Origin of the sequence: Thioalkalivibrio sp. ALJ12 (assembly GCF_000378305.1) — a bacterium.
In the GTDB taxonomy this organism is placed as follows: domain Bacteria; phylum Pseudomonadota; class Gammaproteobacteria; order Ectothiorhodospirales; family Ectothiorhodospiraceae; genus Thioalkalivibrio.
In genome coordinates this window covers 346112-360003 of sequence record NZ_KB899539.1, presented here as the reverse complement: position 1 = coordinate 360003, position 13892 = coordinate 346112, and the positions used below count along the sequence as shown (strand labels likewise).

At 66.3% G+C, this 13892-nt stretch carries 12 protein-coding genes; 5 read left to right on the top strand and 7 right to left on the bottom strand.

The features are described 5' to 3' along the window. The first annotated feature begins 79 nt into the window (after nucleotides 1–79). Nucleotides 80–3553 carry a transcription-repair coupling factor gene (gene mfd, locus F467_RS0109015; RefSeq protein ID WP_018139253.1) on the top strand — a complete coding sequence of 1158 codons (3474 nt, stop codon included), beginning with the start codon at nucleotides 80–82 and terminating at the stop codon, nucleotides 3551–3553. Next, the gene (locus F467_RS0109010) at nucleotides 3554–4216 is read left to right on the top strand and encodes a CsiV family protein (RefSeq protein ID WP_018139252.1); all 663 of its coding nucleotides are present in this window, start codon (nucleotides 3554–3556) and stop codon (nucleotides 4214–4216) included. It begins immediately after the preceding gene. A 40-nt stretch (nucleotides 4217–4256) separates the two neighbouring features. Here the strand turns inward: F467_RS0109010 and F467_RS0109005 are convergent, their stop codons facing one another. Genes F467_RS0109005 through F467_RS0108995 form a run of 3 tightly spaced genes read right to left on the bottom strand, consistent with a single transcriptional unit; the run spans nucleotide 4257 to nucleotide 6913 of the window. After that, nucleotides 4257–5222 carry a S49 family peptidase gene (locus F467_RS0109005; protein WP_012982592.1) on the bottom strand — a complete coding sequence of 322 codons (966 nt, stop codon included), beginning with the start codon at nucleotides 5220–5222 and terminating at the stop codon, nucleotides 4257–4259. 9 nt (nucleotides 5223–5231) lie between these two features. Continuing rightward, the gene (locus F467_RS0109000; RefSeq protein WP_012982591.1) at nucleotides 5232–5930 is read right to left on the bottom strand and encodes an HAD family hydrolase; all 699 of its coding nucleotides are present in this window, start codon (nucleotides 5928–5930) and stop codon (nucleotides 5232–5234) included. Nucleotides 5931–5938: 8 nt separating this feature from the next. Beyond that, nucleotides 5939–6913: an RluA family pseudouridine synthase gene (locus tag F467_RS0108995; RefSeq protein ID WP_018139251.1), complete on the bottom strand. Its 975-nt coding sequence runs from the start codon at nucleotides 6911–6913 to the stop codon at nucleotides 5939–5941. A 432-nt stretch (nucleotides 6914–7345) separates the two neighbouring features. Between F467_RS0108995 and F467_RS0108990 the strand changes: the two genes are divergently transcribed. Next, nucleotides 7346–10180, top strand: coding sequence for an Rne/Rng family ribonuclease (locus tag F467_RS0108990; protein WP_018139250.1), 2835 nt, complete (start codon nucleotides 7346–7348; stop codon nucleotides 10178–10180). Between the two features lie 74 nt (nucleotides 10181–10254). On the opposite strand, the gene F467_RS0108985 is transcribed toward F467_RS0108990, so the two are convergent. Beyond that, nucleotides 10255–10749: a low molecular weight protein-tyrosine-phosphatase gene (locus tag F467_RS0108985; RefSeq protein WP_018174324.1), complete on the bottom strand. Its 495-nt coding sequence runs from the start codon at nucleotides 10747–10749 to the stop codon at nucleotides 10255–10257. 223 nt (nucleotides 10750–10972) lie between these two features. Between F467_RS0108985 and F467_RS0108980 the strand changes: the two genes are divergently transcribed. Beyond that, the gene (locus F467_RS0108980; protein WP_018139248.1) at nucleotides 10973–12208 is read left to right on the top strand and encodes a flagellar hook-length control protein FliK; all 1236 of its coding nucleotides are present in this window, start codon (nucleotides 10973–10975) and stop codon (nucleotides 12206–12208) included. A 9-nt stretch (nucleotides 12209–12217) separates the two neighbouring features. Continuing rightward, nucleotides 12218–12577, top strand: a complete 360-nt coding sequence (locus F467_RS0108975; RefSeq protein WP_018139247.1) for an EscU/YscU/HrcU family type III secretion system export apparatus switch protein — start codon at nucleotides 12218–12220, stop codon at nucleotides 12575–12577. A gap of 21 nt (nucleotides 12578–12598) precedes the next feature. On the opposite strand, the gene F467_RS0108970 is transcribed toward F467_RS0108975, so the two are convergent. The 3 genes from F467_RS0108970 to F467_RS0108965 all read right to left on the bottom strand — a co-directional run bounded on the left by F467_RS0108970 (nucleotide 12599) and on the right by F467_RS0108965 (nucleotide 13881). Continuing rightward, complete coding sequence (locus F467_RS0108970) at nucleotides 12599–13018, bottom strand: DUF2802 domain-containing protein (RefSeq protein WP_018139246.1); 420 nt, start codon at nucleotides 13016–13018, stop codon at nucleotides 12599–12601. A gap of 83 nt (nucleotides 13019–13101) precedes the next feature. Next, complete coding sequence (locus tag F467_RS13530) at nucleotides 13102–13323, bottom strand: hypothetical protein (protein ID WP_081601217.1); 222 nt, start codon at nucleotides 13321–13323, stop codon at nucleotides 13102–13104. 99 nt (nucleotides 13324–13422) lie between these two features. Beyond that, entirely contained in the window at nucleotides 13423–13881 is a 459-nt protein-coding gene (locus F467_RS0108965) for a chemotaxis protein CheW (RefSeq protein WP_018139245.1), read from the bottom strand. Nucleotides 13882–13892: the final 11 nt, after the last annotated feature.

Below are 13892 nucleotides of genomic sequence, written 5' to 3'. Positions count from 1 at the left end.
GCCTTCCCGACGGGGTTCCGCCGCAAACAGGATCGAATCCGTATAATGCCGGCCCGTTTTCCCGGATTCTCGACACTGCATGTCCGAACAGCCGCGCAACCCGCTAAAACCCGGTCGCTTTCCCGGCGACGGATTCGAGATCTGGTCGGGGCTCAATACCTCGGCCGCGCCCCTGGCACTCGCACGCGCCGCCGCATCGGCCGAATGGCCGCTGCTGGTCGTCGTCGAGTCGAATGAGGCCGCGGACCGCTGGCAGGAAGAGTGGGACTTTTTCGGTGCCGGGCTCGACCTGCCAGTGATGCGTCTCCCCGACTGGGAGACCCTGCCGTTCGATGTCTTCTCCCCACACGAGGACATCATCTCCGAGCGGCTGCGCACGCTGTATCACCTCCCGTCGCTGGAGCGCGGGATCATCCTGATCCCGGTCTCCACACTGATGCAGCGCCTGCCCCCGCGCGACTGGCTGACCACCCAGGGTCTCTCCCTGCGCAGTGCCCAGCGCCTGGACCGCATGCAGCTGCGGGAACGGCTGACCGAGGCGGGCTACAGCGCAGTCAACCAGGTGATCAGCCACGGCGAATTTGCCGCACGCGGGGAGATCCTCGATCTGTTCCCGATGGGCGCCGAGCAGCCGGTGCGCATCGAGTTTCTCGACGACGAGATCGATTCCCTGCGCCATTTCGACCCGGAGACCCAGCGCTCCACGGAAAAGGTCGAGCGCGTCGAGATCCTGCCCAGCCACGAGTTTCCGCTGAACGAGGATTCCATCCGCGCGTTCCGCACCCGCTACCGCGAGCAGTTCAGTGGCGATCCCAGTCGCCACCCGATCTACCGGGACATCAGCGAAGGCCTGGTTCCCCCGGGCATCGAGGCCTACCTGCCCCTGTTCTTCGAGGGCATGGACAGCGTATTCGACTACGCCCCTCAGGCTCGCGTCGTGCAGGCCGGCAATATCGCCGACGCCGCGCAGGAGTATGCCCGCGAGATCGCCGACCGCTTCGAGCAACTGAGCCACCAGGTGGAACGCCCCCTGCTGCCACCGGAGCGCCTCTATCTCGACGAGTCGGCCCTGAACGAGGCGCTGCGCGCCCGCGCCGGTATTGCCCTGGGCGGCGAGCCGCCGCAGCCGCTACCGGCAGACCGAGGCAGGACCGTGCCCTTCACCTGCGACCCCCTCCCCGAACTGGGAATGGAACACGGCAAGGATGCCCCCGCCGAACGCCTGAAGCGCTTTGTCGGGGAACAGGAGCGGGTCCTGCTCACCGCCGAGTCCGCCGGCCGGCGCGAGGCCCTGCTCACACTGCTGCGCGAACAGGATGTGCCGCACCACGCCGTCGATGACTGGGAGGCCTTCCTGGGGGGCGAGCCCGGCCTCAGCGTGACAGTCGGTGCGCTGAGCGAAGGTTTCCGGCTGCCGGACGGGATCGTGCTCGTGCCGGAGTCCGCGATCCTCGGCGAGCGCGCGCGGCAATCCCGCCGGCGCAACCGCCCCACCCGCGATGCCGATGCCGTCATCCAGAACCTCAGCGACCTGACAATCGGGGCCCCGGTCGTCCACGAAGAACAGGGCGTGGGCCGCTACCTGGGCCTCCAGACCCTGGATTTCAGTGGCCAGCCGTCAGAGTTCCTGACACTGGAGTACGCCGATGGCGCGAAGCTCTATGTCCCGGTCTCCTCGCTGCACCTGATCAGCCGCTATACCGGAGCCGACGCGGAACACGCCCCACTCCACCGCCTGGGCAGCGAGCAGTGGAACCGCGCCCGCCGCAAGGCCGCCGAGAAGGCGCGCGATGTCGCCGCCGAGCTGCTGGAGGTCCACGCTCGGCGCGCCGCCAAGCAGGGGACGGCGTTTGCGACCGAGACCCCCGAGTATCACGCCTTTGCGGCCGCCTTCCCGTTCGAGGAAACCGCCGATCAGCTCCAGGCAATCGACGCGGTACTGACCGACATGGCTGACACGCGGCCGATGGACCGCGTGATCTGCGGCGATGTCGGCTTCGGCAAGACCGAGGTCGCGATGCGCGCCGCATTCGTCGCCGTGCAGAACAATCGCCAGGTGGCCGTGCTGGTCCCGACCACCCTGCTCGCCCAGCAGCACCATCAGAACTTCAGCGACCGCTTCGCCGACTGGCCCGTCCGCATCGAGTCCCTGTCGCGCTTTCGCAGTGCCAAGCAGCAGGCCGCCGTGCTGGAAGGGCTGAAGGAAGGCAAGGTCGATATCGTGATCGGCACGCACAAGCTGCTGCAGTCGAACCTGGACTTCTCCAACCTCGGGCTCGTGATCGTGGACGAGGAACAACGCTTTGGCGTGCGCCACAAGGAGGCGCTGAAGAGACTGCGCGCCGAGGTCGACATGCTGACCATGACCGCAACCCCGATCCCGCGCACGCTGAACATGGCCCTGTCCGGGCTGCGCGACCTCTCGGTGATCACGACCCCGCCGCGCGAACGCCTGGCAATCAAGACCTTCGTCAACGAGTGGAACGACGCGATCATCCAGGAGGCCTGCCTGCGCGAGATTCGCCGCGGTGGCCAGGTGTACTTCGTGCACAACGAGGTCAACACCATCGAACGCATGGCGGAACAGATTCGTGCGCTGCTGCCGGGCGCCCGCATCGGTATCGCCCACGGCCAGATGCGCGAACGCGAACTCGAACAGGTGATGCTCGACTTCTACCATCGGCGCTACAACATCCTGGTCTGCTCCACCATCATCGAGACCGGCATCGATGTACCCACCGCAAATACGATCGTGATGAATCGCGCGGACAAGCTGGGCCTCGCCCAGATGCACCAGCTGCGCGGCCGCGTCGGGCGCTCCCACCACCGGGCCTACGCCTACCTGGTCACGCCGCCGGAAAAAGCCATGTCGGCCGACGCGCGCAAGCGCCTGGAGGCGATCGCCTCGCTGGAGGATCTCGGCGTGGGCTTCACGCTCGCCAGCCACGACCTCGAGATCCGGGGCGCTGGCGAGTTGCTGGGTGACGAGCAAAGCGGCCAGATCCAGGAAGTCGGCTTCTCGATGTACAACGACCTGCTCAACCGCGCGGTCAACGCCCTGCGCTCCGGCAAGATGCCCGAACTGGAGACCCCGGAGACCCCCGGAACGGAGGTCGAGCTGGGGCTGCCCGCCCTGCTCCCGGATGCCTACGTGCCGGATGTGCACACACGCCTGATCCTCTACAAGCGCGTCAGCAGCGCCGAGAACAGCGATGCACTGCGCGAACTGGAGGTGGAACTGGTGGATCGTTTCGGCCTGCTGCCCGATCCGGCGAAGGCCCTGTTCGAGGCGGCCCGCCTGCGGCTCAAGCTGACGCCGCTGGGGATCCGCAAACTGGAACTGGGCCCGGCCGGCGGACGCTTCGTTTTTGGACCCAATCCCGAAATCGATATCGCCGCCCTGATCGAACTGGTGCAATCCGACCCGAATGCCTACAAACTGGATGGCCAGAAGGCTTTCCGCTTTTATGCCGAAATGGAGACTCTGGAGGCTCGCTCTCAGGCCGTCCAGCGTCTGATCCATACCATCAGCCCGAAACAACAGGCCGCCTGAATGCCCGCCAACACCAATCGCCCCGACCCGAACCGCCGCAGGCTCGTCAGCAGCCTCGCCCTCCTGCCACTACTCGGGCTTGGGACAACGGCCACCGCCCAGGTCGGCCGCCGCTACCGCATCGAGCTGGTCATCTTCGAGCACACGACCGCGGAGAGCCGGCGCCTGCAGGAGGAGATCGCCTCCGTGCGCGAACCCAACCTGGCAGGATCCGAACTGGGTGGGCGCATCTATCAGGATTCTCGGCGCGGCTTCGAGTTGCAACGGGCGGCCAGTCGGGTCGAAGACTCCGGCACCGGGCGTGTGATCGCGCGTCTGGCCTGGGATCAGCTGGGCCGCGATCATAGCGCCACCCCCTGGCTCAAGGTGCAGCAGGGCCGCCGTCTTGGGGCGCGTCAGGCTGTGTTTGGCGATTCCACCACCGCAGCGCAGCCGATCGTAGTGGACGAAGACCGCTACGAACTGGAGGGCCGGCTACGGGTATGGGTCGGGCGTTTCCTCCACCTGGAGACCGACCTCGTCTATCACATCGACCGTGACGGGGCCGAACCGCTCGGGGTGGCCGTGCGCGGCCACCAGCGCATGAACTCCGGCAGCCAGCTCTTCTACCTGGACCACCCGGTCGTCGGGATCATCGCCCGCGTGACGCGGCTGGACAGCTAGTCCGGACGGAAACAGGCGTCACCCCGCCTGTTTTGCCGGCTCAGCGCCAGTTGGGCTTGGTCTCCATCGCCAGCCAGCTCTGCAGCGCCGACATGCCCAGGTCCTCGAACAGAAGCTGCAGGGCGCTGCGGCGCGGCTTGAAGGTCACCATTTTCTCAACACCAATCACGTCGCGTGCGACCGACTGATCCGTCCCCAGACCATCGATAAGGCCCAGATCCACCGCGCGTTGACCGGTCCAGATCAGGCCGTCGAACAGCTCCTCGTTTTCGGCCAGACGATCTCCCCGCCCCTGGCGGACCACATCGACGAACTGCTGGTGCAGCCCGTCCATCAGGTCATGGATATGGCTCACGTGACCCTCGTCGAGCGGCAGAAACGGATCCAGCAGGGCCTTGTTCTCCCCGGAGGTGAACAGCCGCCGTTCGACACCAATGTTCTCCAGCAGATCCACCACGCCAAAGCTGTCCAGGCGCACCCCGATCGAACCGACCATGCTGGCCTGGCTGGCGTAAATCTCGTCGGCCGCCACGGCGATGTAGTAGGCGGCCGAGGCCCCGATATCGGTGACGACCGCATAGACCGGGATGTCCTCGTGCTCGTCCTTCAGCCGCAGGATCTCGTCATGGATCGCGGCGGCCTGCACCGGACTCCCGCCCCCACTGTTGATGCGCAGCATCACGGCGCGAGTGCCATCCGCCTCGAACGCCCGTTTCAGGGTCTTGTTGAGCTCTTCGGCGTTGGCCCGAGCACTCGACGCGATCAGTCCGTCGACCTCGACAACGGCCACGTGCTCTTCGGGCTCGCGGTCGTCCTCGAACCAGGCGGTCAAGCCCATATCGCCGCCCCGCACCAGAACCAGCAGGGCGAACAGATAGATGAACAGCAGCAGCTTGAAGAAGATTCCCCAGCGCCGGGCACGCCGCTGTTCCACCACCTGGGCCTGGACCAGACGCTCCAGCGTCTCGCGCTCCCAGCCCGGCTTGTTCTCGTTCGACCAACCCATCGTTTGTCCTCAGTCCTCGGGAAGCGGCTCCGACTGCCGCAGGAGATCCAGCAGTTCCTTCAGGTCGCGGGCCACGGCCAGCGGGCGCTCGGCGCTCAGCCGGCGGTGATCGTGGACCCCATGTGTCACGGCCAGCGACGGGACGCCGGCTGCGCGAGCCATCTGCAGATCATAAACGCTATCACCGACCATCCGTGCCCGGGAACGTTCCACCCCGCAGCGCGCCATCACATGTTCCAGCATCACCGGACTGGGTTTCGACGGATGCTCGTCCCCGCAGGCCGTCGCGACAAAACGTCCCATGAGGCCGGCGGCTTCCAGGGCCTGGTCCAGCCCCGCCCGCGACTTGCCGGTCGCAACGCCCAGCAGCACGCCGCGTTCGTCAAGCCAGTCGAGCAAGGGCTCGACATGCGCGAACAGGGGCGTCTCTGGCGCATCGGTGGCGCCCAGATAGCACTGGCGATAGGTGGTGGCGAACGCCCCCACGAACGCAGAGTCGGCGCCCGGGAACAGTCTCTCTACCGCGGCCTCCACGCCCAGGCCAATAATATCGCGCAGCTCGCTTTCCGCGGGCGTCTCGCGCCCCAGGGCCGCACAGGCCCGCTGCAGGCAGTGAACAATCCGGCGTGGCGAATCCATCAGCGTCCCGTCCCAGTCGAATACGACCAGGCGCAAGGCATCCCCCTCCGGTGGCAGCAGTGTGCTCATCCGGACGCTTAGGGGCTTGCGAGCGCATCGAGGATCGACTGCAGCTCGTCCGGCAGCGGCGCGGAGTACACATGCGACTCGCCGGCCGAATCCTCGTACTGCAGGGCCTGGGCGTGCAGAAACAGGCGTTTCAGGCCTGCCCCGCGCAGTACCCGGTTTGCATCGGGCAATCCGTAGTCGTGATCGCCGCCAACGGGATGGCCAATCGCCTGGCCATGTACGCGGATTTGGTGGGTCCGTCCGGTACCGATCCGTACCTCGGCCAACTGAAAGGATCCAAAACGTTCCAGCGGCACGAACTGGCTGATCGCCGAGCGGGCACTCTCGGGGTCGGCATCCTCCCCCGCACGCATGCGGCGTTTCCCGTCCTGACCCCGACTGGAGGCAATCGGTTCGTCGCACACAATGGGCTGATCGTTGGGGAACGCCCCCACCAGCAGCGCCAGATAGCGCTTCTCCACACGCCCCTCGCGCAGCGCCGCGTGGAAGTCCTGCAATCCCGCGCGAGTCTTGGCCAGCAGCAGGCAGCCGCTGGTCTCGCGATCCAGCCGATGCCCCAGCTCCAGCTCGCAACCGGGACGCAGCTGGCGCATCGCCTCGATGATCCCGAAGGCCAGGCCGCTGCCGCCATGCACCGCAAGGCCCGAGGGCTTGTCGAGGACCAGGACCTGGTCGTCTTCATGCAAGATGGAGCGGCGCAGTCGGTCCAGGACCCCCGGGGGGATGTCCCGCTCGACGGCCTCGGGCCGGTCCAGGTCCGGCACGCGCACCTCCGAGCCGACACTCAGCCGCTGGGTCACCTTGGCACGGCGCCCATCGACCCGGATCGCCCCCTTGCGCACCAGGCGGTAGATCAGACTTTTGGGAACTCCCTTGAGCTCGCGCAGGAGGAAGTTATCCAGGCGCTGGCCATCCCCGCGCTCGGTGACCGAGAGCGTACGAGGCCCAGAGGGAGATTGCGGCTGACGGGGACGTGCTTTCATCGGGCGCGATCCTACCTCAGGCGCGCCATCCTAACCATGTACCCTGGCATTTCCGCGACGAAAAAACTTGCCCAATCGGGGGGTTATGCCCTACATTGGCGCACGGTACCTGCTGGCGGATATTGCGCCCGGGCGCCTCGAATTACCCGCCGATCTGGTCCTGCACAGTGCGACTACATGCGACCAGACGGCCATCGCCCAAAAGCGAACCTGTGACACTATTTCTTCTAACCCAGTCCTGTCTCCCCGGCCCCGCATCCCGCGGACGGCTGGTCCCGTGGCTATTGGTGAACACCTGGCTGGCGCGTTGGATTCCTCTTCGCGCCGCCATGGCGAGCATGCGTCTCGAAACGTCGACGTGCCGCCTCCGTTCCGCACCACGTGGCCCCGGGCTTGTGACCGACGTACAGGACGACCGACCGAGTCCATTGCATGAAACGCATCCTGATCAATGCCACGCAGCCCGAAGAGCTGCGCGTGGCCATGGTCGACGGCCAGCGGCTGTACGACCTCGATATCGAACTGCCCTCGCGCGAGCGCAAGAAGGCCAACATCTACAAGGCCAAGATCACCCGCGTCGAGCCAAGCCTCGAAGCCGCGTTTGTTAATTTCGGCGCAGAGCGCCATGGCTTTCTCCCGTTCAAGGAGATCGCCCCCTCCGCGGTTGGCGCGCCGGCCGACAGCGACAAGCCCATCCGCGAGCTGCTAAAGGAAGGGACCCAGCTTCTCGTCCAGGTGGAGAAGGAAGAACGAGGCAACAAGGGTGCCGCGCTGACCACCTATATCAGCCTGGCCGGGCGCTACCTGGTCCTGATGCCGAACAATCCCAAGGCCGGTGGCGTCTCGCGACGCATTGAGGGCGAAGATCGCGCGGAACTGCGCGAGGCCCTGTCCGGCCTGACCATGCCCGATGGCATGGGCGTGATCGCCCGCACCGCCGGCGTAGGCCGCAGCACCGAAGAACTGCAATGGGACCTCGACTACATGACGGCCCTTTGGTCGGCCGTGACCGAGGCGGCGGAAAAGGCCAACGCCCCGGCGCTGATCCACCAGGAAAGCAACGTGATCATCCGCGCCCTGCGCGATCACATGCGCAATGACGTCGGCGAGGTGATCATCGACGACGAAGCCGTCTATCAGCAGGCGGAGGACTTCGTCCGACTGGTGATGCCGAACAGCCAGCGCAAGCTGAAGAAGTACGACGACCCCGTCCCGCTGTTCAACCGCTATCAGATCGAAAGTCAGATCGAGAGCGCCTTCGATCGCGACGTGCAGCTCCCCTCCGGCGGCGCCCTGGTCATCGACCATACCGAGGCCCTGATCTCCATCGACGTGAACTCCGCCCGCTCCACCAAGGGTGGCGATATCGAGGAGACCGCCTTCCACACCAATCTGGAAGCCGCTGAAGAGGTGGCGCGCCAGCTGCGCGTGCGAGATCTGGGCGGCCTGATCGTGATCGATTTCATCGACATGAGCGCCAACAAGCATCAGCGAGAAGTGGAAAACCGTCTCCGCGAAGCGCTCGAGCTCGATCGCGCGCGGGTCCAGGTGGGCCGCATCAGTCGCTTTGGGCTGCTGGAGATGTCGCGCCAGCGCCTGCGTTCGTCGCTCGGCGAGTCCAGCCAGATCACCTGCCCCCGCTGCCAGGGGCATGGCCAGGTGCGCAGCGTCGAGTCGCTAGCCCTGTCGATCCTGCGCCTGATCGAAGAAGAGGCGATGAAAGACCGCACCGGCCTCGTCCTGGCGCAGGTCCCGGTCGATGTCGGCACCTTCCTGCTGAACGAAAAACGTTCATCGATCAACGAGATCGAGGCACGCCATCGGGTCGATATCAGTATCGTCCCGAACCCGCAGTACCTGACACCGAAGTTCGAGGTCCAGCGCGTGCGCGGCGACGAACGCGAAGAGGTCGTCAGTGGCCGCGGATCGCACGAACTCGTGGAGTCCGTCGAAGAGGATGTCGACCCGCACGGCGAACGCCGCGGCAAAGTGGAGAAGCCCCTGGTCCAGGGTGTGAAGGTCAAGGCCCCGGCCCCGATGGCCGAGTCGCCCGCCCCTCAAACGCCCAGCGAGCCGGTGCAGCAACCCGGGTTCTTTACCCGCATCTGGTCCTCCCTGTTCCCCAACGCGGCCCGGACCCCGGAGCCTGAAGCAGAAGAGCAAGAGAAAGACGAGGGGCGCAAGCGCGGCAAAGGCGGGCAGCAGCGCGCCAGCCGCGGTAATGGAAGCAACCGTGGGGGCGGCTCCAACCGGCGCCGTGGCGCACGAGACGACGGCGGTGACAAGCGCGATGCAGCGAAGCCGTCAGGTAACGGCAAAGGCGAGCCCCGTCAGGACGCCAGCAGCGCCGGTAGTGAAGACGGCGGCAAAGGCGGCCGATCGCGACGGCGTGGTAGCGCCAGTGGTGGCGCCGGCACCAAGGCTCGCGAAACCGAACCCAAGGCCGCCAAACCGAAGGCGGAAGGGGGCGAGGCAGCCGCAACATCCGAGGAACCGGCATCGCCTTCCGGGAACGGCCCGTCCACTTCCGACGACGATAGCGGCAAGAGCCGTGCCCGTTCGCGCCGCTCGCGCCGGGGCGGGCGCCGTCGTGGCGGCCGCGGCCGCTCCGGAAGCGGTGACGACAGCTCGGGTAATGAAAACGCCGAGAACCAGGATGCCGGTACTTCGAAGGAAGGTGACAAGTCCGCCTCCTCGCCCCAGGACAGCGAGACCACCAAGAAGCCGGCCGTGAAGGACTCGGGCAAGGGCGACAGCCAGCCACCCAGCGGCGAGTCCAAACCGGCCGCTAGGGAAAAATCAGCCGAGAAGGACTCCGGCCAGGAAACCGGTGGCAAAAGCGAAAAGGCGCCTGAAGACAAAGGTGCGGTAAGCGACAAGCCTCAGGCCCAGGAGAAGCCAACCCGCGAGCCTGGCAAGGCGGAAAAAGGGTCGGAAGAGGCGCCCAAGGCTGCCTCCGGCACACGTCGGGCAAAGGGAAGCGCTCAATCGTCCAAAACGGATGACGCGAAGGACAAGGGTGATTCTGGATCGCACACCGAGAATCGCCCTTCCGAAGCCGCCAAAACGGATGACAGCTCCGCATCAAAGCCGTCTCGTGGCAAGAAAAGCGATGCCAAGCCCACGCCCGAGAAGGCCGCACCCGCCGAGGCCAGCGGTTCTGCCCGGTCGGAGCCGGCCTCGGCACCCCCGACCGACAAGCCGGCCAGCAAGCCGGAACCGGCGGCTGAGTCTTCGAGCAGCCCGGACGACAAGCCGCGCGATTGAGCTGGAAACCGGCCGATAACGTTTATCGCGTTATCGGCCGGCGGGAGAACGCCCCGGCCGCCTGACCAGGGTCTTCAGGAGACGCGCTCCAGCGCGTGTTCCCGGCAGATGTGGTCCAGCAGGCCGTCGCTGGCGGCCTCGACGAGATCCATCACATGAACGAAGCCATCCGGCCCGCCATAGTACGGGTCCGGTACTTCGCGCTCGGGATGGTCCTGGGCGAACTCCAGGAAACGGTGCAACCGCGCGCGGGCGCCATTCGGCTGGATCTGCTGGGCATTGCGATAGTTCGCCTCGTCCATCGTCAGGATGTAGTCGAACGTCTCGAAGTCGTCCGCCTCCAGCTGCCGCGCCCGCAACTGGTCGAGATCGTAGCCTCGGCGGCTCGCCTCCTCGCGGGCGCGCGGGTCCGGCCGTGCCCCAACGTGATAACCCGCCGTACCCGCCGAATCCACCTCGATGGCGGACTCCAGACCATGCGCGCGCACGCGTGCCTGGAAGACACCGTGAGCCATGGGCGAGCGGCAGATATTGCCCAGACAAACCATCAGCACTCGAATCTTTTGCATGCCTTCTTTTGTGTTCGCGAAATGAACACACAGCATAGCAAAGCCCCGCTCCGATGCCCGCCCGTAGGCGCGGCGGACGCGGTGTGCGATGCTGTTGGCATGCCTGCTGTGCGGGCAGCCGCTTCCCAAGCGACTCGGAGCACCGATGCCCGACTTTACCGGCCCTCGCCCAACCGGATTGCCCGCAGGCGGCCTTGATCGGGTAGCCCCGCGAGCGAGCGCGATGCCGACGCTTGAGACCGGCACCCGGCTGCAGGTCCAGATCGTCGGGCAACTGGCCGAACGGGGAGTTCAACTGCGGCCGCTGACGTCGTCCGGCGCGCAAAGCGTGGACACCCGCGCGCCCACCTTCAATGCCCAGCTCGCGACTCCACTAACCAACGCCCTGCTACCCGGCAACCAGTCCGGTCCACGCATCGCCCTCGCCGAGGTGACCCGCACAGAGCCGCGCCTGGAGGTGAGGCTGCTACCCCTGCCCTCTGGCACCGCCCTGGCGACCGGTTCGCCCTCGCCCCCGGTGCCGACTTCACCATCGAATCCGTCGGTCGGCCAGCACGACGCCACGCAGTGGCTGTTGCGCGAGTTGCGCCACCAGATACCGGGGGCGCGAGGCCTGGCCGGTGGCCTGCAAACGATTCAGAACACGCTGGCCACGGCCATAGCAGCCGGCGCGCCACCCACAGCAAGCGAAGCCCGACTGCTGCCGGCGATGAACCGCCTGATCGAACTGACACCTCCTGCCGTTCGCCTGACCAGCCCCGATAGCCTGAATCGCCATATCCAGCAGTCCGGCCTGTGGCTGGAGGCCATGCTCGCTCAGGGGGTTCGAACCAATACCTCTGGCACGGCCGCTCAGGATCTCAAGGCCCAGCTGCTGCGCGTCGCCGAACACCTGCGCCAATCGGCCGAGACCCGTTCCCCTCTGCCAACCCCCGCGGCTGCGACGCCGGCCCCACCCGCGCCCACCACGGCGGGCCTGCCTCCCACGGGGGCGCTGGCCGGGCTCATCGAAGGGATGCTGAAGCGCATTACCACGCTGCAACTGCATTCACTGCAGCCCAGCACGCAGGGAGACGACGAGTCGCACCCCCGCTGGTTCTTCGAGCTACCCTTTCGCAGCCCGCAAGGGCTTCACTCGCTGGCCGGCCAGTTGCAGCACGAGGCTGGCCGCCCCCCCGAACGCGCCGAAGGATGGACTCTTGTGCTGGATCTCGATTTGCAGGCCCTCGGCCCTACCCGTGTCGCCCTTGCGCTGCGCGATGAACGGGTATCCGTTCATTTCACCGCAGAACGCCCGGAAACCGCCCAACGCCTGCGCGCCGGCACGCCGGAACTCCATCAGCGCCTGGCCGGGCGGGACCTGACCGTCGGATCGCTCTCGGTGCGAGAAGGTCAGGTGGAGCCACAGGATCCGGCGAGCCTTACCTTGCGTGACGGGCTGCTGGACGAGCGCGCCTGAAGGCTTGAGATGAGCAAGCGACGCCCCCCTCACGATCACGACGAGCCGTACGTCGCCCCCCGCGGCCCCCGCCGGCAGCAAGCGGTGGCACTGGAATGGGATCGGCAACGAGCGCCGCGGATCACCGCGAGCGGCAGTGGTGTCACCGCCGAGCAGATCCTGCGAATCGCCGACGAACACGGGATTCCCCTGCACCAGGACCCGGGCCTGACCGAGGCGCTCGCACAGGTACCGCTGGGCGAAGAGGTCCCGGAGAGTCTTTATGTCGCGGTGGCCGAGGTCCTGGCGTTTGTATTTGTGCTTGCGGGCATCACACCCGAGGACCGCGAACAGGGATACCGCCGCGACGATTCAACATCGGGCGAGTGAAGACACAAGCAGTAGCAGGGACTAACGACGACCCGCAGAGCCGGGGGCGTGCAGACTGTACAGGAGGTCCAGCTCGGTGGTGGTCAGGCCGCACATCCGGCGGACTTCTTCGCGCTCACGGCCCTGCCGAATAAGCTCGATCGCCTGCTGATAGGCGCCATCATCGGCGTCACGGGCCCGCAGCTCGCTTTGCTGGTCGTTGAGGCGCTCCAGTGCGCGCTGCACCGCGGATTGCGCCTGGCTGTGGTTGACCACCCCCTGGGAGATGACCTTCATCGCCCCCTGCAGCGCCATCACCGAGGTCGCCTGACGCTGGTAGTCCTGGCGCAACGTCGCGAGCTGGCGCCGCAGGGTCAGCACAAGCGAGACGGACAGCACTGCGACGACGGTCGCCACCAGGGCGATTGCCGCGACAATCCAAACCAGAATGCCTTCCCCCATCGACCCAATACTCCCAGCGACTCAGAGTCGATTGTCGCGTGAAATGCACTGATACACCAGCCGGGGCCGACTGGAGGGGTCCGTCAGGCGTAATCGTCGATCAAGCCCTTACGGGGGCGCTGGCGTCGGTCGCGCGGGGAACGCTGTTGCGCAGGCTTTACGGCCGGACGCAGCACGGGGTCCCGGTCGTGGTCATCACTGAGCGTCCGCCCGGGCACGGTCGTATGGACCGGTCGGACCGAGGAGTTTGCGGTCGGCGGCTGCACAGGGCGAACCGTACGATCCGGCTGCAGCTCATCCACCATCGTCCCACCTCCCCTCCGCATGCCGCGTTTCGGAGCCACTCTCAGGTTTGATCCTCTCCAATACGCGGCGGTTCCAGTTCGCCGAATGCCCCGCGGTTTCTACAGCTCCCGCAACTGGGCCCATTCCTCGTCAGACAGGAGCTTGTTCAGGTCGACCAGGATCGTGAGCCCCTGCTCCGTGCTCGTCACCCCCTGGATGAACCGCGAACTGTCGTCATTCCCCACTTCCGGGGCGGGCTCGACCGAATCCAGCGAGATCCGCACGACCTCCGAGACCGAGTCCACCAGGATGCCGACATTCTGGTTGTCGACATCGATGATCACGATGCGCGAGGCCTCGTCCGGCTCGCGGTCCTCCAGGCCCATACGGCGGCGCGCGTCGATCACGGTCACGACGTTGCCCCGCAGGTTGATAATGCCAAGGATATAGTCCGGCACACCGGGAACAGGCGCGATCTCGGTGACCTTCAGCACCTCCTGCACCTGCAGGACGTCAATCGCGTAGGTCTCCTCCGCGAGACTGAACGTCACATACGGGGCCGTATCGGCCTTGGCCATCGCTTCTACGT